The sequence below is a fragment of the Streptomyces sp. CA-251247 genome, assembly GCF_050952975.1.
GTDB classification, from domain to species: Bacteria; Actinomycetota; Actinomycetes; order Streptomycetales; family Streptomycetaceae; genus Streptomyces; species Streptomyces achmelvichensis.
This window is the reverse complement of sequence record NZ_CP191861.1, coordinates 6711301-6735932: the sequence shown is the minus strand read 5'-3', so window position 1 is coordinate 6735932 and position 24632 is coordinate 6711301. Positions and strand designations below refer to the sequence as shown.

At 72.4% G+C, this 24632-nt stretch carries 20 protein-coding genes; 3 read left to right on the top strand and 17 right to left on the bottom strand.

The genetic code is table 11. The annotated features are described in order from the left end of the window. Nucleotides 1–13 precede the first annotated feature (13 nt). The 6 genes from ACQPWZ_RS29985 to ACQPWZ_RS29960 all read right to left on the bottom strand — a co-directional run bounded on the left by ACQPWZ_RS29985 (nt 14) and on the right by ACQPWZ_RS29960 (nt 6626). Complete coding sequence (locus ACQPWZ_RS29985; RefSeq protein WP_340476385.1) at nt 14–439, bottom strand: phage tail protein; 426 nt, start codon at nt 437–439, stop codon at nt 14–16. A 67-nt stretch (nt 440–506) separates the two neighbouring features. After that, nucleotides 507–1175 carry an extensin gene (locus ACQPWZ_RS29980; RefSeq protein ID WP_433572882.1) on the bottom strand — a complete coding sequence of 223 codons (669 nt, stop codon included), beginning with the start codon at nt 1173–1175 and terminating at the stop codon, nt 507–509. A 2712-nt stretch (nt 1176–3887) separates the two neighbouring features. Then, nucleotides 3888–4046 (bottom strand): DUF6760 family protein, encoded by a 159-nt coding sequence (locus tag ACQPWZ_RS29975; RefSeq protein ID WP_340476383.1) that lies wholly within the window; start codon nt 4044–4046, stop codon nt 3888–3890. Further along, nucleotides 4043–4534: a hypothetical protein gene (locus tag ACQPWZ_RS29970; RefSeq protein WP_433572881.1), complete on the bottom strand. Its 492-nt coding sequence runs from the start codon at nt 4532–4534 to the stop codon at nt 4043–4045. The genes ACQPWZ_RS29975 and ACQPWZ_RS29970 overlap by 4 nt, the downstream gene beginning before the upstream one ends. Beyond that, nucleotides 4534–4977: a phage tail protein gene (locus ACQPWZ_RS29965; RefSeq protein WP_313943113.1), complete on the bottom strand. Its 444-nt coding sequence runs from the start codon at nt 4975–4977 to the stop codon at nt 4534–4536. Before ACQPWZ_RS29965 ends, ACQPWZ_RS29970 begins: the two co-directional genes overlap by 1 nt. Before the next feature lie 68 nt (nt 4978–5045). Further along, the gene (locus tag ACQPWZ_RS29960) at nt 5046–6626 is read right to left on the bottom strand and encodes a phage tail sheath subtilisin-like domain-containing protein (protein WP_433572880.1); all 1581 of its coding nucleotides are present in this window, start codon (nt 6624–6626) and stop codon (nt 5046–5048) included. A 233-nt stretch (nt 6627–6859) separates the two neighbouring features. On the opposite strand from ACQPWZ_RS29960, the gene ACQPWZ_RS29955 reads away from it, so the two are divergent. Together ACQPWZ_RS29955 and ACQPWZ_RS29950 are read left to right on the top strand one after the other, a co-directional pair. Continuing rightward, nucleotides 6860–8422, top strand: coding sequence for an eCIS core domain-containing protein (locus ACQPWZ_RS29955; RefSeq protein WP_433572879.1), 1563 nt, complete (start codon nt 6860–6862; stop codon nt 8420–8422). A gap of 109 nt (nt 8423–8531) precedes the next feature. Beyond that, nucleotides 8532–9956 (top strand): hydrolase, encoded by a 1425-nt coding sequence (locus ACQPWZ_RS29950; RefSeq protein WP_433572878.1) that lies wholly within the window; start codon nt 8532–8534, stop codon nt 9954–9956. Nucleotides 9957–10002: 46 nt separating this feature from the next. Here the strand turns inward: ACQPWZ_RS29950 and ACQPWZ_RS29945 are convergent, their stop codons facing one another. The 3 genes from ACQPWZ_RS29945 to ACQPWZ_RS29935 form a co-directional block, all read right to left on the bottom strand. Continuing rightward, the gene (locus ACQPWZ_RS29945) at nt 10003–12024 is read right to left on the bottom strand and encodes an ATP-binding protein (protein WP_433573886.1); all 2022 of its coding nucleotides are present in this window, start codon (nt 12022–12024) and stop codon (nt 10003–10005) included. A 50-nt stretch (nt 12025–12074) separates the two neighbouring features. Further along, nucleotides 12075–12812 (bottom strand): DUF4255 domain-containing protein, encoded by a 738-nt coding sequence (locus ACQPWZ_RS29940; protein WP_433572877.1) that lies wholly within the window; start codon nt 12810–12812, stop codon nt 12075–12077. Between the two features lie 133 nt (nt 12813–12945). Further along, nucleotides 12946–13614 carry a helix-turn-helix transcriptional regulator gene (locus ACQPWZ_RS29935; RefSeq protein WP_340476376.1) on the bottom strand — a complete coding sequence of 223 codons (669 nt, stop codon included), beginning with the start codon at nt 13612–13614 and terminating at the stop codon, nt 12946–12948. Between the two features lie 174 nt (nt 13615–13788). On the opposite strand from ACQPWZ_RS29935, the gene ACQPWZ_RS29930 reads away from it, so the two are divergent. After that, entirely contained in the window at nt 13789–16617 is a 2829-nt protein-coding gene (locus tag ACQPWZ_RS29930) for an AAA family ATPase (RefSeq protein WP_433572876.1), read from the top strand. Between the two features lie 134 nt (nt 16618–16751). Here the strand turns inward: ACQPWZ_RS29930 and ACQPWZ_RS29925 are convergent, their stop codons facing one another. The 8 genes from ACQPWZ_RS29925 to ACQPWZ_RS29890 all read right to left on the bottom strand — a co-directional run bounded on the left by ACQPWZ_RS29925 (nt 16752) and on the right by ACQPWZ_RS29890 (nt 24623). Continuing rightward, on the bottom strand, nt 16752–17411 hold the full coding sequence (locus tag ACQPWZ_RS29925; RefSeq protein WP_340476374.1) for an HAD family acid phosphatase: 660 nt from the start codon (nt 17409–17411) through the stop codon (nt 16752–16754). Nucleotides 17412–17595: 184 nt separating this feature from the next. Next, nucleotides 17596–18648: a sugar phosphate isomerase/epimerase family protein gene (locus ACQPWZ_RS29920; protein ID WP_340476373.1), complete on the bottom strand. Its 1053-nt coding sequence runs from the start codon at nt 18646–18648 to the stop codon at nt 17596–17598. Nucleotides 18649–18681: 33 nt separating this feature from the next. Further along, nucleotides 18682–20076: a nucleotide pyrophosphatase/phosphodiesterase family protein gene (locus ACQPWZ_RS29915; RefSeq protein ID WP_383241878.1), complete on the bottom strand. Its 1395-nt coding sequence runs from the start codon at nt 20074–20076 to the stop codon at nt 18682–18684. Beyond that, nucleotides 20073–21242, bottom strand: coding sequence for a metabolite traffic protein EboE (gene eboE, locus ACQPWZ_RS29910; protein WP_433572875.1), 1170 nt, complete (start codon nt 21240–21242; stop codon nt 20073–20075). The genes ACQPWZ_RS29915 and eboE overlap by 4 nt, the downstream gene beginning before the upstream one ends. 12 nt (nt 21243–21254) lie before the next feature. Continuing rightward, nucleotides 21255–22103, bottom strand: coding sequence for a TatD family hydrolase (locus ACQPWZ_RS29905; protein ID WP_356703840.1), 849 nt, complete (start codon nt 22101–22103; stop codon nt 21255–21257). After that, nucleotides 22103–22726: an EboA domain-containing protein gene (locus ACQPWZ_RS29900; RefSeq protein WP_405574031.1), complete on the bottom strand. Its 624-nt coding sequence runs from the start codon at nt 22724–22726 to the stop codon at nt 22103–22105. Before ACQPWZ_RS29900 ends, ACQPWZ_RS29905 begins: the two co-directional genes overlap by 1 nt. After that, on the bottom strand, nt 22720–23586 hold the full coding sequence (locus tag ACQPWZ_RS29895; protein ID WP_433572874.1) for a sugar phosphate isomerase/epimerase family protein: 867 nt from the start codon (nt 23584–23586) through the stop codon (nt 22720–22722). The genes ACQPWZ_RS29900 and ACQPWZ_RS29895 overlap by 7 nt, the downstream gene beginning before the upstream one ends. Then, a complete protein-coding gene (locus ACQPWZ_RS29890) occupies nt 23583–24623 on the bottom strand; it encodes an SCO3242 family prenyltransferase (RefSeq protein ID WP_356703837.1) in 1041 nt (346 codons plus the stop codon). The genes ACQPWZ_RS29895 and ACQPWZ_RS29890 overlap by 4 nt, the downstream gene beginning before the upstream one ends. Nucleotides 24624–24632: the final 9 nt, after the last annotated feature.

Genomic DNA, 24632 nt, shown 5'->3' with positions numbered 1-24632 from the left:
TCTGTGCCGCCCCTCAGTCCGTGAACCCGTGGTGGGTGATCTCCAGGACCTCCGTGGCCACACCCGGGTTGGACGGGTCCAGGGTGGGCCCCTGCCAGCTGACCGGCAGCACGTCGATCAGCCCCCAGTGGGCCACTTCCGAACCGTCCGCGCGCAACGCGGCGATCTGCGCGGTCGGCCGCTTGATCCCGGTGGCCACGGACGAGATCCAGGCCGCGACCTTGGTGGTGTCCGGGGTGAGCGGCCGGGTCAGACGGATGGTGGAGAAGGTGACGCGCGAAGGGAGTTGCCACACGAACCCGTTGTTGCCGCCCTCCTGGTGCTGCTCGACCTCCACCGCGGACGAGAGCCCTTCGCACCCGTTGAAGTAGCCGAGGCTCTCGCCGTCGATGGTGAGGGTGAAGAAGATGGTGGAGCCCGGGTCGAGATCGCGGGACATCGGGGGCGGCCTTTCTGCGGACGTCGGTGGTGCGTGCGGTGCTTGTTCCGGTGGGCGTGGGGGCCGCTCAGCGACGGGGGTCGCGGAGCTTGCCGATCCGCTCCCGGTCGAGGCGCAGTTCGGTACGGATCAGCCGGGTGATCCGGCCGATCAGCTTGTGCGTGAGCTCATCGAGCTGGAAGTCGGTCAGGGAGCGGGGGTCGAACTGGCCCTTGGCAACCGGGGTGTACGCGGGCGGGAGTTCGCCGGCGGCGGTGTCCCGGCCCGGCGGGTCACCGGTGGAGCCGGAGGCCGAGGAGCCGGAGCCACCGGACGCGGTGCGGGTGGCGGTCACGGGCGCGACGGCGGTGGTGGTGGCGGAGGGGGTCGGAAGCAGCGGGTTCTTGGGGTCGCGTTGGACGGGGACGGGTACTGATGTGCGCGCGGGGGTGGGAGCGGCTGCGTCGTCGGTGGTGGTGGCGGTGTGTGCGGGTGCGGCGGTGGCCGCTCTGGGGGCGTGTCGCTGGACAACTGCTGGTACGCGGGGTGCCCTTGGCCGCGTGGGTGCCTGCGACATCGGCGCGGGGCGGCCGGCGAACGGGGTCGGCGAGGATGCGGGCGTGGTCGGCGTGGGCCCGGCTGCCGTCAGGCGTTGGGCCGCGGGGCGGGAGCCGAGGGCGGCCGACCGCTGCACGGCCGGGCCGGCGCCGGAGGGTTCCGGTCGGTCGAGCGCGGGCGCGGGGCGGCGCAGGGGCACGGCGGCAGGGGTCGCACGGCGTTGGACGGCGGGTGCCGCAGGTGGTGGCACGGCCGACGTGAGGGCACGTGCGGGAGTCAGGGCACGGACCGGAGCGGCCGGGGGCGGCGCGGGGGTCGTGGTGGCCTTGCGCTCCACGGCACGGGAGGTGACCGCAGGGCTCGTCAGAGGGGCGGCTGGTGGGACGGACGGTGTCCCGGGCCCGGTCGGCGGCTTGCGCAGGGCCTGCGCCGGTGGCGAGGCCGGACGATCCGGCGCGGCCGCCCCCGGAGGTACGGTCGCCGCTCGCTGTACGCGCGGTACGGGAGGCGGCCCGGCGAGGCTCCGCGTGCCGGGCGTCGTACGCCCTGCAAGGGGCTTCGCGTCCGGGGGCGGGGCGGAGAGAGGTGCGCCGAGAAGGGGCCGCCGCCGGGGGGTGGCGGTGGTGGCGCGCTGTACGGGGGCGGGCGGCGGCCCACTGGTCGCGGGTGCGGGCCCCGGGGTCGGTGTCTCGGGTACGGCCGAGTCGGGCCGGTCTGCCGGGCTCGACGGTGTGGCTGAACTGATGGGCTGGGCCGGGGGATTCACCGGCGCAGGGGTTGCCGAGCTGAGCGGCGGGGTCGCCGAGGCCGGGCGTACGGCCGGCGTGCCGGTTGCGGGGGCGTTCCGCGAGGTCGGCGCTCCGAGTCCCGTAGGCCTGACCTTGTCGGAGGTGCTCCGCTGTACCGGGGGCGCGCCCGTGACGGGCGGAGGGCTCGGGACGGGCGGAGGGCTCGGGACTGCGGAAGCGCCTCGATTCGGCGCAGAATCAGGCGAGTTCGGGGCGGAGGTCGCCGCGAAAGAGGCCGGGACCGCGGGGGTGGCGAAGCCGGTCGCCGTACGCGGTGAGGCGGCCGCCGGACCGTGGGTGTCGGTCACCGCCGCGGTGATCGCGCTGGGGGTGGTGGCAGCAGGGCCGCCGTCCCATGAAGCAGTGGGGGCTGTCGTCCGGGCCGAACCAACGGAAGGCACAGCGAAGTTGGCCGCTGCACCCGGGTGAGGAGCCTCGACACCTCGGTCGGCCGCCGGACGCACGGGCGCGCCGGCCGCAGAAGGCGTGGGCTCGGCCGTGGTTCCGGCGGGAGCTGGCGCGGCGCCCAGGGGGTCGGTCGTCGCTGTCGTGCCGCTCGCGCCGTTCCTCGTCCCGCCCGGCTCGGTCGACCGTGCGGCGGGGCCCTTCTCCGTTTCGGCGGCAACGGTTGCCGCAGGGGCGTCTGTCGCCGCCACCCGTTGGACGTCGATCACGGAGTCGCCGGGGCCGGTCGACGTGCCGCCCGAGCCCGGAGCGGGTGATGGGCCACGAGTCGCGGCGGTCGTCCCGCGGGCGTCGACTGCCGGCCCGCTGGGGGTGGTTGCGGTCCCACTGGGGTCGGCCGTCGTGCCGGTGGCGGTGGTCGACGTGCTGGCGCTCGGGGGTATCTCCGCTCTCTGGAGATGTGCCACCGCCTCGCCCGTCGCGCCTGCCGGAGTGCTGGGCGCGGTCGTCCTGGCATGGCCCCCGGCCGTCGTTGTCGTCCTGGCATGGCCCCCGGCCGTAGTTGTCGTCCTGGCGTGGCCCCCGGCCGTCGTTCCGGTGACCTCGGACGCCGAGCCACTGCGGCCCGCCGTCGGCCGTCGGACGTCGGCCGACGCGCCGCTGGAGCTGTCTGCCGTACTGCCCTTGCCCTGCATCCCTCCGGTGGGAGGGTCCCCTACTGCGCGCGTCGTTGCCGTGCCGTGCGGTTCGGCGGTCGCCCGCTGGACCTCGATCTCGGCTCCACTGGGGCCTCCCGTCCTGCGCCCGGGGCCGACCGCGGGAAGCGCCGGACCGTTCACCGCCGCATCGGAATCAGCCACCGCCTGACGAGACTCGGCGGGCAGACTGCCGGAGGCACTCGGAGCAGTACCGACCGAGACGCCGCCCGCATCGGCCCCAGGGGCGACCACACCGGCGGCTGCCACGGCCGGCGTCGCGCCGACCGGGTCCGCCTCCGTGCCGACCGGGTCCGCCGCCGAGGCGGGACCGACCGGTGCGGCGGCCGAAGGGGGCGCGCCCGGCGTCGCACGCGCCGCCGGCCCGCCACTGCCCGCACGTTCCCGTCGCGCCAGCGGCAGTGCACGCCGCTGCACGACAGGCGTCGTCCGCGCGCTCGTCAACAGGGTCGGCCGGTCGGACCGCGGGGCCACGGGAGCCACGCGCGGGCCCTCCGGGCGCGACGCCGTGACGTCCCCAGGTGCACGCTGTACCGGCAGCGCAGCGCCGGGTTCCGCATCCGGGACCTCGGGTTCGTCCACCGCCACCGGCAGGGTGTGCGACGGCAGTTCGAGGCCGGGGACCGGCTTCGCCGAGGTGGTGAGCACGTCCTTGACCAGCCCGCCCGGGGCCCCGTCCAGGACTGCGTGGGACAGGGTCCCGGTGAAGGAGGGGTTCTGCCAGGTGCTCAGCCGCCCGCCGAACCCGGCGTCCGCGACACCGGGCTGCCGGACGGCAGCCCTCTGCATCGGCGCCAGTCCCGCCCAGCCGGCCGTCACCGCAACCGCAGCCCCGGAACCCGTATCCGAACCCGTCACGCCCGCACCGGACGAACTCCCGGCGTCCACACCAGAGTTCGCCTCGGCGGCCGGGCGCGCGGCAGTCGCCTCCGCGTCGCCGCCCCGGCGCCCGGCGGCGGCCGCCGACCCGCCGCCCCTGAGCCGATCGAGGAACCCCACCCCTCAGCCCTCCGCCCCGCCCCGCGCCACCAGGGACGCGATCTGATCCGTGTAGCGGCGGCGATCGTGGTGTTCGAGGTCCAGGATCTCCTCCATGCTCCAGTGGAAGTGGTAGGCGACGTACGCGATCTCCTCGTGCAGCCGGTCGGTCGCGTACGTCACGATTCCCCCAGGCGGCTCCCGCCGAGTTCGACCTCGAAGGGCTCCGAACAGTGCGGGCACTGCACGGCGGCCCGGGTGTGCCCCTCGGCGTTCACCTGGCGGTAGAAGTCCTGGAGGAACGCGAGGTCGGAGGCGAACATGTTCTCCACCACGCCGTCGTGCACCGAAGGAAGCGTGCCGAGGCCGGTGATGACCCGGCCCAGCAGGACCACCGACAGATAGGCGGGGTTCTCCTGCACACGGACGTCCCGCAGCGGGATCAGCTCGTCGCGGGCCGTGGCGAGACGCATCACGCCGTCCCGGTGGACGGTACCGGTCCCGTCGACGTAGCCGCGGGGCAGCTCGAAGGGGAACTCCGTCCGCAGCCGGTGCTCGACCGGGGCCGGTGCGGGCGCGGGTACCGGAGCGGACGTCTGCTCCGGTCCCGCGGCCGCCTCCGGTGTGTCCACGACCGGGCCGGCGCCCGTTCTGGCCGTCGTACGCCGCATTACTCGATGACCAGTTCTTCGAACACGATGGTCACGGTCTCGGTGAGCGCCGAGGCCTCGCCCGCCTTGAGGGTGCTGGCGTCGATCTTGCTGCACCAGGCCTTGCGCATGTTGTAGCGCTTGACCGGGTTGTTCTCGTAGTCCATCAGAATGATCGAGGCGTCCTTGCGGGCGGTGCTCATCCGGCCGGAGATCGAGTCGTTGATCCATGTCGTGAACGCCGGCGACTGCGTCATGCCGCGTACGACGGTGCACTGACCGTCCTTCTGCACACCCGGCATGAGACTGATCTCGGGCCTGCCCTGCGCCGAGTTCTGCGGGCTCTTGATGACGTCCTGTTCGATGGTCAGACCGCTGACCTCGGCGAGGTACTCGACCATCACTCCGTCGATCTGGAGGCCGAAATTGTGTGAGGTGAGGGAGTCACCCGGGCTGAGGCTCATCTGTTCTCTGTCCTTGTGAGGGGGTTCCGGAGGAAGGTGGGCGAGGGCTGTCGAGTCAGGCCGGCGGCCTACTCCTCCAGCTCCCCGCTGCCGCTGGAGAACTGAGCCAGCCGGAAGATCACGAACTCCGCGGGCTTGACCGGCGCGATGCCGATCTCGCAGATGACCCGGCCGAGGTCGACCGACTCCGGCGTGTTGGTCTCCGCGTCACACTTGACGTAGTACGCCTCCTCCGGCCGTTGGCCGAAGAGGGCGCCGCTGCGCCACTCGTTGACGAGGAACGCCGACACGTTGCGCCGGATCCGGGCCCACAGATTGTGGTCGTTCGGCTCGAACACCACCCACTGGGTGCCGAGCAGGATCGACTCCTCCAGGTAGTTGAAGTACCTGCGCACGTTCAGGTAGCGCCAGGCCGGGTCGGAGGACATCGTGCGGGCGCCCCAGACACGGATGCCGCGGCCCGGGAAGGCGCGGATGCAGTTGACGCCGATGGGGTTGAGCAGATCCTGCTCGCCGCGGGTGATCTGGATCTCCAGGTCGACCGCTCCCCGGACGACCTCGTTGGCGGGCGCCTTGTGCACACCGCGCTCGAAGTCGTTGCGGGCCCAGATACCGGAGATGTGACCGCTCGGCGGGACCAGCGTCGACTGGCCCGAGGCCGGGTCGAAGACCTTGACCCAGGGGTAGTACAGGGCTGCGTACTTGGAGTCGTAGCCCGCGGTCTCCTGGCGCCAGACCCGGATCTGACGGGCATTCAGTCCCGGCGGCGGGTCGATGATCGCGACCCGGTCGCCCATCAGCTCACAGTGCGCGATCAGACCGAGCTGGACCGCCTTGACGGCCTCCAGGTCGATCGCGCCGCGCTGGTAGGCGGCCATCAGGTCGGGGACGGCGACCATGGCGATCTCGTCCACGGCCTCCAGACCGCCGAAGCCCGTGCGGTCGGCGGAGTCGCCGAGGTACTCGGCGGGGCCGGGCTGGGAGTCGCTCGCGCCGGCGGGGGCGGCGGGCGCGGGGGCCGGTGCGGGTGCCGCCAGGGCCACGCTCTGGTTGTCGGGGCGCGCGAGCTGGCCGGCGGGCGCCGACTCCTGGACCGCGATGAGCTTGGAGCGCTCCTTGACCTGGGTGACGACGTAGCTGCGGCCGCCCTTCTTGGCGGTCACGTCGAAGGTCTCGACGGCCTTGTCGCCGTCCTTGACGATCAGCTTGAACCGCTCGGCCGGACCCTCGCCCTCCGGGTCGGCGACCTCGACACTGAGCGAACCGCCCGCGACGGCGGTCACGCTGAAGGTGCCGAGCTGCTTCGGCTCGCCCGCCGGCAGCGCGGCCTGCTGCGCGGAACCCCGCAGCGCGGCCGGAGAACCGTCGGACGACGCGCCGCCGGGCGTACCGCCCACGCGGACCACGTACGCGGCGCTTCCGCCGTTGTTGAAGAACCCGTACACGGAGTGCGCCAGGTAGTACCCGTCGGTGAACTCGCCGAAGGCCGCGACGTACTGGGACCAGTTGGTGACCAGGGTCGGTTCGTTCAGCGGACCGGTCGGGGCCAGGCCGACGAAGGCCGCCACCGAGGTACCCACCCCTTCGATGGGACGGGAGCCGCTGGCCACCTCCTCGACGTATACGCCGGGCGACAGGTAGGACGGCATGCTCTGCGCTCCTCGGGGGTACGAGAGTGGACGTCTCTCACCCTCACGCGCGAAGCGCGTCCGCCGAAACGGCCTCCGGTACCCGTTCGGGGGCAGGACTTCTGCCCCGAGGGGCAACGGCGATCGGGCGTGAAGGCCCCTGCCCTCAGGACTGCCCCGAAGTACCTTCCGTGGCCACGGTGTTGTGCACTACGTCTTGGAGACTGGTGTACCCGTCTTCGAGGGGAGTTCCCGTGCGCGCGCAGGACAAGGAGACCGACAAGGCCCACGGCCGGGCCGGTGCGGGCCGCCCGGCCGGGCGCGTACCCGCACCGGGGCCCGCCTCCGGAATCCTGGCGCTGCAGCGTGCCGCCGGCAACGCGGCGGTCTCCCGTGCCGTCGAGGAGCAGCGGCACCAGCACGACGCGAGCTGCGGGCACGGTCCGGCGGTCCAGCGTTCCGCGGTGCACGACGTGCTGCGTTCGCCGGGACGGACGATGGACGCACCGCTCCAGAACGAGATGGAGAGCCGTTTCGGCGGCGAGGACTTCAGCGGCGTACGCCTCCACACGGACTCGGAGGCCCTTCGCTCCGCGGAGGAGATCGGGGCGCAGGCGTACACCTCCTTCCCGCATGTCGTGTGGGACGGCCGGGACAAGCAGGTCCTCGCCGAAGAGCTGCACCACATCGGCCAGCAGAGCCGGGGGCCCGTGCCCGGCACCGACAACGGCGACGGTCTGATGATCTCCGACCCCCGTGACTGGGCGGAGGTCGAGGCGAAGGAGACCGCCCGGCAGGTGATGAGCGGGCCGGCGCCGGTGCAGCGGGCCGTGGAGACCGCGGGCGGCGCGTCCGGGCCCGCGGGTTCCGCACGCGGCGCGCGTGGGAGTGGGCGGGGGGCGGGAACGCTCAACGTCCAGCGGGTCTCCTCCGGCACCGAGGAGGACACCAAGGGCACGTACAAGCAGAAGGAGCCGACCGCCGCCGAGGACCGGGACGTGACCCTGCGCATGCTGGACCGGATGTCCCGTATCGCTCTGCGGACCATCGTCGGCACGAACGCGGACTACACGAACAAGAGCGGCAATCCCGAACGCGGGAAGGGGAAGATCACGCCGCACCTGGCCGTGTCACTCCTTCCCGACGGCTCGCTGGCCATCGCGGGGAACACGGGCGACAAGCGGGTCATCGAGAGGGACCAGCAGGTCGTCGAGGCAGAGCTGCAGAAGTACGTGGCGATGTCCCCCGAGATGCAGCACGCCCGGGAGAAGGACCGGACGAAGCTCAAGGCCCTGTCCTCGGGCGACTACGCCAAGAAGCACGGCAACGCTCCCGGGCTGCTCGCTCTCGACGCCGCCATGCGCAGGCCGATCCAGTGGTTCGCGGTCGGTGGCACCGAGGCCAACAAGACGTCCCAGCACGGCGAGATGACGGTGCTGGGCAAGCACGTCGCGAACTGGCTGGCGAACCCGAGGGACCCGGGCGAGCCGGAGAAGGTCATGATGGGCGGCGTCAAGAAGGCGTGCCGCAGTTGCCAGTGGGCGTTCGACGCGGTCAACGAGCACATCGGCCGGCCCAACGGGTACGAGGTCGAAGCGTCCGGCACCCACGACCAGTTCTTCCCCGGCTGGCTGATGCCCGAGTGGATGCGGGCCCACCCCCAGGTCGTGGCGGCGGTCGAGGCGAAGGCCAACGCGACCGGCGTGCGGCTGGAGAACGGCGTGCTCCAGGGGCCGATGTCGGAGAGGACCGTCGGCCACGACCCGGACTCCTCGCACTCCGAGTGGTCCTCGGAGAGCGACAGCGAGAAGCGGTAGGGAAGCCGGACCGGCGCCGCACGGGAGGGGCACACGGGAGGTCCGCGAGGACATCCGGTGTGCCCCTGCGACTCCTGACGCCTGCCGACTCCCCGCCTACCGTGGGCTTGTGAGCCTTTGGACTTCCCTCGAACCCGCGTCGGCCACGGTGGACCCCGGCGGCAGCACGACGGTACGGCTGCGCGTACGCAATACCGGTGATGTGGTCGACGAGTACCGCTTCGAGCCGGTCGGCGACATCGCGCCCTGGACCACCGTCGAGCCTCAGACGCTCCGCATCTACCCCGGTACGACGGGCACGGTGGAGCTGCGGTTCGCGCCACCGCGCACCCCGGACGCGACGGTGGGCCCGAACCCGTACGCCGTGCGTATCACCCCGACCGAACACCCGGAGGCGACGACCGTCCCCGAGGGCACTCTGACCATCACGCCCTTCACGGAGATCCGCACCGAACTCGTCCCGCCGACCGTCAAGGGGCGGTTCCGCGGGCGCCCGCGGCTCGCCGTCGACAACCTCGGGAACACGAAGCTCACCGCCTCCGTCAGCGGCAGCGACAACGGCGACCAGTTGTCGTACGACATCCACCCGAGCAACATCCAGATCGAACCCGGCCGCGCGGCCTTCGTGAAGACCACGCTCAAGCCGCGCCAGATCATCTGGTTCGGGTCCAAGGAGGAGCGGCCCTACACGCTCGCCGTGCAGCGCTCGGGAACGGTGCCGCTGGACGTCGAGGGCACCTACGTCCAGCGCGGGTTCCTGCCCGGCTGGCTCGCCACCTTCCTCGGTGTCTTCCTGGCGCTCGCGATCACCTTCGTGATGCTGTGGATCGCGTACAAGCCCCAGGTGCGCAGCGCCGCCACGGAGAAGCTCCAGGAGGCCGGCGTCAGCACGCTGCCGCCGAGCCCTTCGGTGTCCGCCCCCGTCCCGACGCCTCCCGCCCCCACACAGGCACCGGAGCAGTCGCCTCCACCGGCGAACGACGGCGGCGGAGGCGGCGGGGGCGGCGGTTCCGAGGAGAAGAAGGAGTCCAAGGCCCCAGAGGACACCGCGGCGGACGCCGTCACGCGGCTGGCCGCCGAGAAGTCGGGCCGGCACATCTGCTACCGGGCCTATGTCGAGGGCGACGGCTGGACGGACCCGGCGTGCGACGGCAAGACGGCGGGCACGGTGGACAAGGGCAAGCCGATCAAGAAGCTGAACATCGCGGTGTCCGGCACCAAGGGCACGGCCGGCAGCGCCTTCGTCCACGACCCCGCGTCGACCAACGGCCGGGGCCACTACAACGCGCCGTGGTCGGGCGCACCCGACGGCGTCGACAACTACATCGGCAGCCGGAAGAAGGACGCCCCGGACATGCTGGGGTTCGTCATCAACGTCGGCGACGGCACGAACCGCATCTGCCAGACCGCCCACGTCCGCGACGAGGGCTGGCACGGCCTGGGCTGCGACGAGCCGGGCAGCGGCGAGGGCTTCATCTTCGGCGGCACCCTGACGAACTCGCTCTGGCTGGAGGCGGTCCGGTTCACCGTGTGAGTGAACCGGCGTCCTCACCGCGTGAAGCGGTCCGGCGTCGAGGAAGTCACCAGTTCCCCTCGCCCGGGACCAGACGGCCGGCCTTGCGGTACTCGCGCTCAGCGCCCTCCCGCAGGTCGGCCGTCGTCACCTGCCCGGAGCGGCCTGCGGCGGCGTAGGCGGCGGTGACGACGGCGCTGCGGATCGAGCCGCCGGCGAGTTCGAAGTCGCGGGCGACCGCGGCCGGTTCCGTGTCGTCCGCGCACGGCACGGAGGCGAGACTGTGCCGCCACAGGGCCAGTCGCTGACCGGCGTCCGGGAACGGGAAGTCGACCACCAGGTCGAGGCGCCGCGTGAACGCCTCGTCGATGTTGGCTCGCAGGTTGGTGGTGAGCAGGGCGATGCCCTCGAACGACTCCAGACGCTGGAGCAGGTAGGCGCTCTCCATGTTGGCGTGTTTGTCGTGGGAGTCCTTGACCTCCGAGCGCTTGCCGAACACGGCGTCCGCCTCGTCGAAGAGCAGGACGGCGTCGGTGCGGTCGGCCTCGGTGAAGATCCGTTCGAGGTTCTTCTCGGTCTCGCCGACGTACTTGTCGACGATCGAGGAGAGCTGGACCACGTAGAGATCCAGGCCGAGTTCGGCGGCGACGACCTCGGCGGACAGCGTCTTGCCGGTACCGGACTCGCCCGCGAAGAGGCCGAGGACGCCACGGCCCCGTCCTCCCCCGGCGCTCAGCCGCCAGTCGCCGAGAACCTGGTCGCGGTGGCGGGCACGCAGGGCGAGTTCGTGCAGTTGGCCGAGCGGCTTGTCCGGCAGGACGAGATCCTCCCAGCCGACCTCGGGGCGGATGCGGCGGGCATGGCGCTCCAGACCGGACGTGGTCTGCTGGCGTGCGGCGAGCCGCAGATGGGCGGCGGTCACCGGGGTACCGTCGAACGCGGCGAGGTCCAGAGCGGCGCGGGCGGCCCGCCCGATGCGCTCCCCGCCGAGCCGGTAGGGGGCGACGGTGGCCGCGAGGTCGAGACCCGGACCGTCCGCCGCGGGGCCGAGCGCGGCGGACCAGACGTCCACGGCGCCGGCACGCAGCCGGGGTGCGTCGAGGACCAGCGGATCGCGCTCGCACCACTGCGGATCGTACGGCCGGGTCCCGGCGTACAGGACGGGTACGTCGGCCGAGGTCAACGCCCTCAGGAGCGGCCCCGGTTGCTCGGGAAGCGGTGACACGACGATCGCGCAGTCGCGCAGGCGGGCTTCGCGGAGCAGGCGAGGGAGAAGGTCGGGAAGCGGGTCCTTGGCAGCCGAGGGGGTGAAGTGCAGGACCTCGACACCCGCCGCGCGGACCGCGGCCGCGGCGTACACGAGCCCGTCGCCCTCCCGGTGTTCGCGCAGATGGACGACGGCCGGCCGGCTGCCGAGCCGGTCGGCGAGTCTGCGGGTGAACCCCTCGTCGTACGGTCCCGAAGCCGCCGCGAGCGGGCGGAGATGACCCGTCAGCGCGGCGTCCGGGGTGTCGTCGCCGAGGAGATGGGCGACGACCCGGCCGGGGACGCGCAACGGACGGCTGAGGAAGGGCCGTTCGGGCTCCTCCACCACCAGCAGCCCGAGCGTGCACAGGAGCGCGGACGGATGGAACCTCGCCCGTGCTCCGGGGTGGTGCGCGGGCAGTCCGCACAGGTCGAGGGCGAGTCCGACGGTGGCGCGCCGCCGGCTGACGTCGTCGTTGAGATAGCCGTACAGGGACTCGAAGGTGCGGTCCAGATCGGGGGCGAGGGCGATGAGCAGGATGCGCACGTCCAGCCCGGTGAGCCCGAACCGCCGGGCCAGGCGCGCCAGTCGGTCCTCGGGCCCGTCGTACGCCGGGGCGGGTCCGGCCGGGTCCCGCGACGGGGGCCGCAGGAGATGCCGTACGGCCTCCTCGGACAGATAGAGCCCGCGCAGGGGGTCGGTGGCGGTGGGGTCGACTGCGGCACGGTGGTCGACCAACCGGGCGACATTTTCCCGGAGTTGGGAGAGGCGGACGAGGAGGGCGCCGAGGTCGGCATCCTCCGCTGCCGTGGCCGCGCCGTGTCCGGCCGAGGGTGCCGTCAGGTGTGCGGCGGGAGCCGTCTCACCGCTGCTCTCCGTCGCGGTGTACGTGCTCACGTGACCTGCTTCCCCCGGCCCCGGCCGTCCGCTTCTCCCGACGCACTCGGCGGCACCTCGCCATGTTCTCCTGCGGCCGCATGCGCCCCGGCGCGGGCGGCTGTCGCGGACGCCAGATGATGCGGCCGGTGTCTCCGCTCGGGCGAGCCCTCCAGGGTGCCGTCGACGCCGCGCACACGCACCGCCGCGCCCTCCGTGACGGGCGGGCCCGCGTCGTACTCGGGGTATGCCGGGAAGGGGGCTGTCACCACCAGGTCCAGGGAGGGCTTCAGTTCGCCGCCCAGCGCGCTCCAGATCTCCGCCATGGAGCGCGCCTCGGTGTGCAGGCCCGCGACCGTGAGCGGCACGGACAGGCCCAGCTCGCCGAGCGCTCCGGGGAGTTCGTCGGCGGGCAGGATCTCGCGGGGGATCAGTGTCGCCAACACGGCGGACAGCAGACGGTGTTCGTCCTCGGGGCGCTTGGTCCAGGCCGTGACCAGGTAGGACAGCCGGAACCAGCGCGGCGGCTGGCGGCGGCGCACGACCACTCCCCGCTCGTCGAGGACCGCGACGGCGCCGCGCTCGCGCCGTTTCACGTCCTCGCGGATGTCGTACAGATAGGCGTTGACGGCGGGCTGGTTGCGCCGGGCGGCCCAGTCACGGGTCGGGGCGTCGAAGGAGATCTCGATGCCCGAGCCGGCCAGGGCCCCACCCCCGATCAGTCCCTTGAGGACCTCGTCCACCTCGTGGATCACCGTTGTGCTCCTGCCCCGTCGTGTGTCTGTCCGCCGATCGTGCCCTCCGGAGCGCCGACTCCGCAGGGCACGCCGGGGACGTCGAGGGGGCAGGGCGGGATGCCCGAGTGGCCGTGTTCGTCTGCCTGTCGGGTCAGATGTAGCCTTCTCGCAGGGCATATGCCACGGCATGTGCCCGGTTTCGGAGGTGCAGACGCGTGGTCAGGCCGTGCACGACGTTCTTGACGGTCCGTTCGGAGTAGGCGAGCTTGCTCGCTATCTCTCCGGTGTCGAGCCCTTCCGCGACCAGTCGCAGCACGTCGACCTCGCGTGGCGCCAGACCGGAGGAAGGAACACCCGAGTGGTTGGCGGCCGTCCGCTGCAACGTTCCTACTTGGCTGATCAACCGCCCCAGCAGGTCGCCGGGGAGGTCGCCGTCACCCCGGGACGCCGCGAGCACGGCCTGCAACAGCCGCTGTGCGGTCGCTTCCTGCCGCCAGACGATGGTGCCGACGCCGCACTCGATGACATCGAGCAGTTGCGCCTCCCGGATCACCCCCACGACGAGCACGGCACGGGCGCCGTCGCTGCGTACCAGTCTGCGCAGCCTCGCCAGCGTGGTCTCGTCCGGCGTCTCGCTGATCAGCACGACCACGGTGCCGGGCCCGGCCTCCGTGTCCTCGACGAAGTCGATGACCGGCTGCTGCCGCAGCAGACTCATCGCGCCCGCACGGGACACGGGGTCCGCCGCGTTGACCACGACGGGTATCCGGTGCCCGGGTTCGCCCGCGGCGGTGTCTGTGGTCCGTAATGAGCTGTGCAAACCGTTTCTCCCCTGTCCCCGTGCTCGCCCGGTCGGTTGCTCGCCACCCTTGCGGCGCGGGTGGCAAGCGGGCGCATTCCACACTCGTGCGCCAGGGGTGTCGCACGCAATCGTGGAGGACCACGAGACGGACCACGAGATCGGCCACGAGCCCGTCCACGGCAGGAGGCACTGATGCGCGGCCCCGGACCCCTTCGCGAACGCCGGGAGGCGCTGGCCCTGGTGACCACCGAGGTCGAGCGCGCCCGGGGCGGCTCCGGCCGCCTCGTGTTGCTCAAAGGCGCCACCGGCACCGGCCGCAGCGCGCTTCTGGAGGCCGCCGCGGACCATGCGTCGGCGCGGGGCATGCGGGTGCTGCGCGCCCGCTGCTCCCCCGGTGCCGCGCCCCTCGCCGCCGTGCGCCAACTCCTCCAGCCCGGCCATGAGTTCGGGTGCGTCGAGGAGCCCCCGGAGGCGTCCGGCACCGCGTACGACCGGAACGGGGCCGCACGGCTGTGGCACCTGCTGCGCGAGCACGCGGCCGAGGCACCGCTGCTGGTCGCCGTGGACGACGTGCACCTCGCGGACGAGCCCTCGCGGCGCTGGCTCGTCGAGGCGGCCCGGCACGTCGACCGATTACCGGTGCTGCTGGTGGTGACCGAACGCAGCCAGTACGACATCGACCCGCCCGCGGACTGTCTGGACCACAGCCTCTCGCCGGCCCTCGTCCTCGGCCACACCCTCGCCCCGCTCAGCGCGAACGCCGCCACCGACGTGGTCCGTTCGGTCGTGGACGCCACCGTTCCGGCACAGTGGACCGACGCCTGCGTACGCGCCGGCGCGGGCAGCCCACTCCTGCTGCGCGCTCTGCTGGACGATCTGCGCGCCGAGCACCCGGACGACCTTCCGGCCGCCGTGCCGGAGACCTGCGCCGCCCTGTACCCGGGTGCCTACCCGTCGGCGGTCTCGTGGTGGCTGGACAGCGCGGGGCAGGCAACCGCGGACATCGCCCGCGCGCTCGCCGCCGTGGACGACGTCCCCGGGGACCCGGACCACCACGCCGGTCTGGCCGCCGGGATGGTGGGCGCCGACCCCGTCCGCGTCTCGGGCTGGCTCACCGCCATGACCCGCCTGGGCGTGCTGCGCCCGGACGCCGACGGCGGCCCTCGCTATGCCCATCCGCTGTTGCGGGACGCCGTGTTGAGCGGATGGTCCGGTGCCCGGCGGCGGGAGGCGTACCGTACGGCTGCCGAGGTGATGCTGCGCCGGGGCGACCGGGCCGAGGCGGTGGCCAGGCAGCTGTTGCGCACCGACGCGATCGGCGAGGCCTGGGCCACCAGCGCGCTGCTGGACGCCGCCACCGTCGCCGTCTCGGAGGACCGCACGGACGACGCCCTGGCCTATCTGCGCCGCGTGCTGGACGAACCGATGCCGGCCGCCCGCCGGGCCTCGGTCCTCACCGAGCTGGGCTCCCTCGAGTTCGCGACCGTGCGGTCGGCCACCGGCATACCGCGGCTGACCGAGGCGGTGCGACTGCCGGGCATGCCGCACGACCGGGTGCGTGCGGCGGTGGCACTCGGCACCGCCCTCGCCCGGCGGGGCGAGGCGCGCACCGCGATCGACATCCTGCGCGCTCTGGACGAACCCCTGCGGGACCATCCGAACCTGATCCGTACGGTGCAGGCCGCCTCGGCGCTGCTGTCGGACCACGACCCGGGCATACGCGAGGAGGTGTACCGCTGGCTGCGGGAGATCGCCGAGCGGACACCCGACCTGGTCGGCGCGGCGGGGCAGGCGCTGTTGGTGCGGTACGAGGCGACCGCCGGTCTGACGTCGGCGGACTCCGCCATGAAGCGGATCCGCGCTCTGCTGGAGTCACCGCCCGACCCACTGGCGGAACCGTTCCTGCTGGGCACGGCGGCCGCCGTCGCCCAGTGGGCCGACGAACTCGACGAGGCCGAACGGCTCATCCGGCGTGGCCTGACCGGACAGCGCGCGTCTCTGCTGCACCCCATGCACGAGGCGCTGCTGAACGTGCGGACGGACATCGCCGCCGCCCGGGGGCGCTTCGCCGAACTGATCGCCGCCCCCGCCGCGGGGCGGGCCGGCCCGGCACAGGTGGGCCGGCGTGCACCCACCAACGCCCAGGCCCACGCGGTCATCGCGCTGGTGGAGACGGGACGTACCGAGGAGGCCGCCCTGCTCACGGACGGCTTCGACCTGCGGACCGCACCGGAGTCCTGGGAACTGCACCGGTTCCGGTACGCACGCGGCGTGCTGCGCGCGGCCCGGGGGGATGCGGTAGGGGCGCTGGAGGATTTCCTGGAGTGCGGGCGCCGGCAGTCGGCGCGCGATGTGGTCGCGCCCGTCGTCACTCCCTGGCGGACTGCCGCGGCCGAATGCCGGCTGGCGCTCGGCCGGCCGGACGAGGCGCTCGCGCTCGCGGACGAGGAACTGCGGCTCGCCAGGGTGTGGAACACACCGCGCTGCGTGGGCAGGGCACTGCGCGTCCTCGGCACGGCGACGGGTGGCCGGCGTGGTCTGGAGCTCACGGACCGGGCGGTGCGGCTGCTGAGGGACGCGTCGGTGGAGACGGAGTTGCTGCCGGCGCTGATCGCCCGGGGACGGCAGCTCAACGCCGCCGGGGAGCGGGCACGGGCGCGCGACTCCCTGCGGGAGGCGTCCGAACGCGCCGAACGGCTGGGCGCGGTGCGACTGCGGTCCCTGGCGGAAGAGGCCCTGCGCGAGGGCGGCGCCCGCCGTGTCGCGACGGCGCTCACGGGGGCCGAGGCGCTCACCGGAAGTGAGCGGCGGATCGCCGCGCTCGCCGCCGGCGGCATGACGAACGCCGAGATCGCCGAGCTGCTGCACCTCGCACGGCGCACCGTCGAGACCCATCTGACCAGTACCTACCGCAAGCTGGGCATCCGGCGCCGGACAGAACTCGCCACCGCGCTCGACGAAGGCCTTGCGGATGCGGAGTCGGCCGATGCGGAGCAGACCGGTACCCGCCCGGCCGACTGAGCCCGCTTCCCCTTCGGGAGAAGGCCGAGGGGGCCGTGACAACCGGTCGGTCGGTTGTCACGGCCCCCTCGTCGTGCACGGACCCCGCGGAAGCGGACGACCCGCGGATGAGACCTGGAAGACCCAGGAGAGACCTAGGAGAGGTCGCCGTCGTAGTCGGGCAGCTTGAACGTCTTCTCGGCGTGCCCGCCCACCAGGTCGGTGGTGTTGTTGCCGATGTTGGCGATGATCGTGTAGCCCTTGGCCTCGATCTCGGTGCGCTTGTCGGTCTTGTACTTGCTGACCTCGTGGAAGAGGTCGGGCAGGTCACGTACGTACAGACCGTCGACCGGGAAGCCGACCCGCTCCAGGTTGTACTCGGTGAGCGAGTAGATGATGCCCGGGCGCGCGGTGACGAAGAAGATGTCCACACCGCGGGACTCCGCGTACGTGGCAAGGTCCAGCACCGGCTTCACCGCGGGGGTCGGGATCTCCCAGAAGTAGTGGAAGTCCGTCTCCAGCGACGTGTTGTCGATGTCGAGGACGATGGCCTGCTTCTTGCCACCGGTGTTCGCGGTGCGCTGCTCGATGTAGGGGCGCGCGACGTCGATGACGGCCTTCACATCGCGCTGCCACGTCGCGTAGTCGACATCGGCGAGGAACGGACCGTTCGACGTCTGCGCCGTGGCGGCGGCCGTGGCCGCCGGGCCGTCCGACGGTGCCGGGGTTGCGGCGGTGGCCACGGGCGTGGCCACGGTGAACGCCAGTGCGGCGACACCCGCCACCGACCGGACTCTCCACTTGCCTGCATGCATGGGGGGTTCTCCTGGTCTCGGAACAGCTCAGGGAAAGCCCCCCGTCCCGTACGGACGGAGGGCCTTGACATGCTCGCGTCCCATGATGGACGGAACCTTACGTTCCCTCTACTGGCCGGTAGCAAGATTCTCGACGGACCTCCAGGAACGGTCCGCGAACCGAACGGGAGATGACGCGGACGGTCTAGCAGTCCTTCTCGCGCAGCGAGTGGAGGTGGGCACTGGACTTGCGGGCGAACGCGAAGGATTCGACGGGGTTGTCGTGCTCCGCCTGCCAGTGGTGGTCCCGGCGGCCGCCGTGGGTCTTGTTCACCGCCGAGATGAAGCGCTTGTAGTCGATGTCGCCGTCACCGACGTCGACCATGTCGTAGCCGTCACGGGCCGCCTCGTTGCGCTCGCCGTCCTTGACGTGGAAGAGCGGGTAGCGGTGCGGCTGCTTGAGGACGTAGCGCAGCGGGTCGAAGGGTGCGGAGGTGCCGTCGACCCGCTTGCCGAAGCGGAACTGGCCCACGTACGCCCAGTAGATGTCCATCTCCAGATAGACGAGGCTCGGGTCGGTCTCGGCGAGCAGCACGTCGTAGAGACGGACCTTCGGCTTGTCGGTGGCGAAGGAGAACTCCTCGGCGTGGTTGTGCTGGTAGAACTTCATGCCGCGCCTTCGCGCGGCAGCGCCGTAGGTGTTGAAGTCCTCGGCGGCGCGCTTCCAGCCGTCGACGGTCGCGCCGTAGCGCCAGGGGCCGGACGCGGTGCCGATGTGCTTGAGTCCGAGGGCCTGGGCGTCGTCGAGCACCTTCTCCAGGTTCTGCGCGAAGCTGTACGCGCCCGGGTTGTTGTCGTCGTAGTAGTTGACGTGACTGCCGATGGGGTTGAGGCCGTGATCCCTGGCCAGCCGCTTGAGCTGGGCGAGCGTGATGGGGCCGGCGGAGCCCTGGGTGTAGCCGGCGAACTCGACCTCGTCGTAGCCGTACTTCGCCAGCTCCGCGAACACGGGCGCGAAGCCGAGGGTGGAGACCTTGTCCCGCAGCGAGTAGAGCTGGATGCCGAGACGCCCGGGCGGCAGGACGGGACCGCCTCGGCCGTGTCCCCTGTCCTGGGCCGCCGTGACGGGTGCCGCGGACGCGGGGACGGCCGCGCCGAGCAGGGCGGCGGCACTGGCGCCGGCGGCGACGCCGAGCATGCCTCGTCTGCTGAGACGGTGGGAGAGCTCCGGGTCGTGGTTCTTGGAGGTGCGGCTCATGTGGATAACTCCTCGTTGTCAGTGCCGTCTGGTTCAGTGGAGTCCAGCGAGGTGAAGCAGCAGGGACTTCACCTCGGTGGCTTCGACGCGGCCGGTGACTGCCTGGGGGGTGGAGCAGATGATGAGCGGGCCTTCGTCGTCGTGCGCGGGCAGCCGGCCGTGGCTGCCACGAATAGGTGACGGGTCGAGGGGGACGACGGCGAGCCGGTAGCGCATGCCGAGCTTCTTGCGCGCGATCGCCGTGGCCGCCTTGACCTTGACGTAGGGATCCTGGGGATCCATGAAGAGTTCGACGGGGTCGTAGCCGGGCTTGCGGTGGATCTCGACCAGCTGGGCGAAGTCGGGGGCCCGGTCGTCGTCGAGCCAGTAGTAGTAGGTGAACCAGGCGTCCGGTTCGGCGACCGCGACGAGCTCACCGGCACGGGGGTGGTCCAGGCCGTGGGCCTTCTTGCCCTCGTCGTCCAGGAGTTGCTCGATGCCCGGGAGGTCCGCCAGCGCCTGGCGGGTGGCCTCCAGATCCTCGGGGCGGCGGACGTAGACGTGGGCGATCTGGTGGTCGGCCACCGCGAAGGCCCGGGAGGCCATCGCGTCCAGGTATTCCATGCCGTCCTGGGTGTGGACTTCGAGCAGCCCGGCTCGGCGCAGGGCCCGGTTGATGTCGACGGTGCGGCTGACCCGGGTGATGCCGTACTCCGACAGTGCGACGACCGTGCGTCCCTCCCGGTGGGCGTCGGCCAGGAGCGGGGCGAGGGCCGCGTCCAGGTCGGTGGCCGCCTGGTGGGAGCGGGGGTCGTCGGGGCCGAAGCGCTGGAGGTCGTAGTCGAGATGAGGGAGGTAGCACAGGGTCAGATCGGGGTGGCGGGTCGCCATGATGTGACGGGTGGCGTCGATGATCCACTGGCTGGACACCAGGTCGGCGCCGGGGCCCCAGAAGTGGAACAAGGGGAAGGTGCCGAGCTCGCCGGTGAGTTCGTCGTGGAGTTCCGGGGGGCGGGTGTAGCAGTCGGGTTCCTTGCGGCCGTCGGCGTAGTAGACGGGGCGGGGGGTGACGATGAAGTCGGTGTCCGCGCCCATCGCGTACCACCAGCAGATGTTGGCCACCGTGTAGCCGGGGTGCGCGCGCCGGGCGGCGTCCCACAGCTTGTCACCGCCCACCAGTCCGTTGTGCTGCCGCCACAGCAGCACATCGCCCAGGTCGCGGAAGTACCAGCCGTTGCCGACGATGCCGTGCTCGGCGGGCAGGGTGCCGGTCAGGAACGTGGACTGCGCGGCGCAGGTCACGGCCGGCAGCACGGTGGACAGCGGGGCCTGGGAGCCGGAGCCGGCCAGTGCCCGGAGGTTGGGCATGTGCTCGAGGAGCTGGGGGGTGAGGCCGACGACGTCCAGGACCAGAAGAGGGGTGGGCGCGGTCTGTCCGGCGTCGGTCATGGCAGCTCCTTGAGGCCGAGGTCGACCAGGAGGTCGCGGGCGAGGGTGAGTTCGGCGGCGATGCCGTCGGCGAGCTGGGTGCGGTTGCGGGGACGCAGCTCGGCGGGCAGGGCCTGCCAGGTGTACGTCTCCACTTCCAGGTGACGGGTCAAGGGCGCCGGTCCCCCGACGAGCCGGGCCAGCGTGTCCTTCAGGACGGGGAGAGTGGAGGTGAGGGGCGGGGCGGGAGGGGCGTGGAGCGGGACGTGGAAGTGCGACCGCCAGGGTGCGCCGTCGGGCAGTGCCTGGCCGGCGACGGCTTCCGGGAGGTCGTCGGTGCCGCGCAGGCCGGCGCTGGTCCGGGTGCGGGTCTGGTGCAGGAAGCGCGGCTCGGCGAAGGCGGCCAACGCGGCGCGCACCTCCGGCAGATGGGGTTCCTCGGCGTGCAGGGCCGCGGACAGCTGGGCCTTGGGAACGGTCACGCCGGCCGAGGCGAGGGCGGCCAGAGCGGTCTCCGGCTCTTCGAAGGAGGTGGCGAGATGACAGGTGTCGATGCAGACGCCGATCCGGTGGGAGGCGATGCCGCTCAGGGGCGCGATGGCGTCGGCGGTGGTCTCCACGATGCAGCCGGGTTCGGGCTCGACGGCGATGCGCACGGACTTGCCGGTGAGGTCCTCGAGGGCGTCGAGGCGTTCGGCGAGGGTGGTCAGCGCCGTCCGGGCGCTCTCGGCGGCAACGTTGTCGAAGGGGGTGCGCCATGCCAGGGGCAGGGTGGAGATGGTTCCTTCGGTGACGTCGTCGGGCAGGAGGCCTGCCAGCAGCCGGGCGAGATCGGTGGTGTGGGCGAGGCGTTCGGGGTCCGTCCAGTCCGGCTTGTAGACGCGGTACTTGACCTCTTCGGCGCCGAACCCCTCGTACGGGAAGCCGTTGAGGGTGACGACCTCCAGGCCTCTCCGGTCGAGTTCGCCGCGCAGGCCCCGCAGTGCGGAGGGGTCGGTGACGAGGGCCCGGGCCGCGTCCTTGGCCAGCCAGAGGCCGATGCCCAGTCGGTCGCGGCCGAGACGGCGGCGCACCGGCTCGCAGTGGTCGCGGAGCTGGGCGAGGACGCCGTCGAGGGTCTCGGCGGGATGGACGTTGGTGCAGTAGCCGAGGTGGACGGTGGTGCCGTCGGGGTGGCGGAAGCGCATGGGACTGCCTCCTCATTCCCCGCCGCGGAGGATGGAGTTGCCCTCGTGCAGGGGCTCCGGTTCCGGGGTGTCGAGCTGGAGGCGGCCGCTGAGGCCGTAGAAGGCGACGGGGTTGCGCCAGAGCACCTTGTCGACGTCGTCCTCGCTGAACCCCGCGGCGAGCATGGCGTCGCCGGTGCTGCGGGTCTTGAGCGGGTCGCTCCTGCCCCAGTCCGCGGCCGAGTTGACCAGGATCTTCTCGGTTCCGTACTCCTTGAGCACCGCGACCATGCGGTCCTCGTCCATCTTGGTGTCGGGATAGATGGAGAAGCCCATCCAGCAGCCGCTGTCGACGGCGTGCTTCATGGTGGTCTCGTTGAGGTGGTCGAGCAGGACGCGCTCCGTCGGCAGGGCGGATGCGCGGATGACGTCGACGGTGCGGTGCAGTCCCGCGAGCTTGTCGCGGTGCGGGGTGTGGACGAGGGCGGGCAGTCCGTGGTCGGCCGCCAGCTGGAGCTGTGCGGCCAGTGCGGTGTCCTCCGCCGGGGTCATGGAGTCGTAGCCGATCTCACCGACGGCGACGACGTTGTCCTTGACGAGATAGCGGGGCAGCTCGTCGAGCACCGGCACGCAGCGGGGGTCGTTCGCCTCCTTGGGGTTCAGCGCGATGGTGCAGTGGTGCGCGATGCCGTACTGGGCCGCACGGAACGGCTCCCAGCCCAGCAGGGCATCGAAGTAGTCGGTGAAGGAGGCGACCGAGGTGCGGGGCTGCCCCAGCCAGAACGACGGCTCGACGAGCGCGCGGACTCCTGCCGCGTACATCGCCTCGTAGTCGTCGGTGGTGCGGGAGGTCATATGGATGTGGGGGTCGAAGATGCGCATCAGATCTCCTCCGTGGGGGACGTCAGGGCGAGGACGCGGTGGAGGTCGGCGGGTACGGGACGGCCGGCCGCGGTGCGTTCGGCGGCGTAGTCGCCGAGCATCCTGGCGAGTTCGGCATCGCCGCGGACGCGCCGTTCGAGTCCGTGGGCGCTTTCCACGGGCACACCGGTGAACAGGCACTTCAGCAGGGCGTGGCGCCAGGCGTGGGGGTCGAGGTACTCGAAGGCGTAGGGGCCGACGGCGGCGGCGACCAGCCGGGTGTCGTTGGTGCGCAGCGCGTCCTCCACCAGCGGGAGGCCGGCGGAGGGCGGTGGGGCGAGCTGGGGCAGTGCGAGGAGGACGGCCCGGCGCTCGGCGGCGCTGCCCTGCTGGTAGAGGCGGGTCAGGGTGGCGGCGTCGGCCCGTGCCTCGACGAGCAGCAGGGCGCGGACGGTGTCGGCGTTGTCCTGGCCGCACTGACGGCCTGCGGCGGCGAAGCGCATCTCCCATGAGCGTGCCGCGTACGCGGTGGTGGCGTCCTCGCCGGCATCCGCGGCGTGCGCGGCCTCGGCGAGCGACTCGTCGAGCCAGGCGCGGGCGGCTCCGCCGAGCCGGCTGTCCAGCTCCTTGCGGGTCATCAGCATGTCGCCGCCCCCTTGGTGCGCAGGAACTCGATGGAGGTGCGGGCGAGTTCGGGGCCCGCGTGGGAGTGGCGGGGCAGTTCGACGACCGTCAGGCCCTGGTAGCCGGTGGCCGCGAGAGCCGCGAGCACAGGCGGGAAGTCGATCTCGCCGTCGCCGAACGGGAGGTGCTCGTGGACGCCTCGTCGCATGTCCTCGATCTGGACGTGCCGCAGCCAGGGGGCCGCGTCGCGGATGCAGTCCGCGGGCGGTGCCGCCTCCAGGCACTGGCAGTGGCCGATGTCGAGCGTGAGGCCGAGCGGGGCAGGGCTGTCGAGAAGGCGTCTGAGGCGGTGGAAGTCGGCGAGGGTGGCGAGCAGATGACCCGGTTCCGGTTCGATGGCGAGGGGCACTCCGGAGCGTTCCGCGGCGTCCAGCACCGGGGTGAGTGCCTCGGTGAGACGTTTCCACGCCGTGTCGTCGTCGGTCCCGGCCGGGGTGATGCCGCTGAAGCAGTGGACGGCGTGAGCGCCCAGGTCGGCGGCGACCTGCACCGCTGTGATGAGCAGTGCGGTCCGGGCGGCCCGCTGGTCCGGATCGGCGTCGAGCAGCGACGGGCCGTGCTTGCGCCGCGGGTCCAGCACATACCGGGCGCCCGTCTCGACCGTGACCTCCAGGCCCAGCTCCCCCAGCCGGGCGGCCACCTGACGGGTGCGGGCGGCGAGATCGGAGGCCAGCGGGTCCAGGTGCATGTGGTCGAGGGTGAGACCGACGCCGTCGTAGCCGAGGTCGGCCAGCAGGGCGAGCGCGTCGGACAGACGCAGGTCCGTCAGCCCGTTCGTGCCGTAGCCGAGACGGATGGAGGGAGCGGGGCTTCGGCTCATGTGGGGCTCACCTTCCGTGCGAGCTTGCGGGCGAGCGGGACGAGTCCCATCAGGGCCAGCGCCGACGCACCGCCGCCGGCGCGTGCGGCGAGCGCTGCCTGGAGCGGGATCATCGCCCGGATGCCCCCGCCCACCGCGCGCTGGGTGAGCGGCGGGGACGGGTTGAGGGCGGCATGCAGGAAGGGCTTCGCCGCGGTGCGGACGTACGCGCCCGCGAGCGCGGTGACCAGCAACCGTGCAGGAGGTGAGCCCGGGGAGGTGCGCTGTTCGCGGATGCCGAGCGCCCCGAGCCCCAGGGTGGCGGCGAGTGCGGTGAGGGGTACGAGCGTCGATCCGCCGTGGGCCTCGTGCCGCGACACGGAGGTGACGGCGTAGGTGTGCGCGCCCATCACCACGGCACCGGGCAGGGCGGCGCGGGTCGTCGGGACGGTGGTGGCGCCTGTGCCGCGCATCGCCCTGCCGACGACGGAACCGTTGCGGGCCGGCGTAGCGACGACCGACCTGGCACGCGCGGCCAGGCCGGTGGCCGCCGTGCCGGTAACCGACGCGGCACGCGCGGCCGTACCGGTGGCCGATGGCCTGCCCGAGGCTGCCGCCGTGCCCGTGGCGGCCGCTCCGAGCAGGACGTCCAGGCTCCGTGCCGCCGCCATCGCCGCCGGGCCGCCCCGGGTGTGCTTGAGGTGCAGATCGTACGACCAGACCGTTGCCGCGAGCGCCGTGGCCAGAGCCAGTGGCCGACGGCCGGCGGCCGCGGACAGGGCGAGGCCCGCTCCCGTCAGGACCACGGCCGCCGTCAGTGCGGAGCGTGGGGCGATACGGCCCGAGGGAATGGGCCGATGCGGACGGTCGATCGCGTCCTCGTCGCGGTCCGCCCAGTCGTTGAGCGCCATACCCGCCTCGTACAGGCAGAGCGAGGACCCGAGGGCGAGAGCCGTGCCGCGGTTGGGAGCCACACCGAGGGCCGCCGCGCCGGCGAGCGCGTCTCCGGGGACGGTGAACAGGGCCGAGACCCGGAGCAGTTCGGCCCACGCTCCCATGTCCCGCTT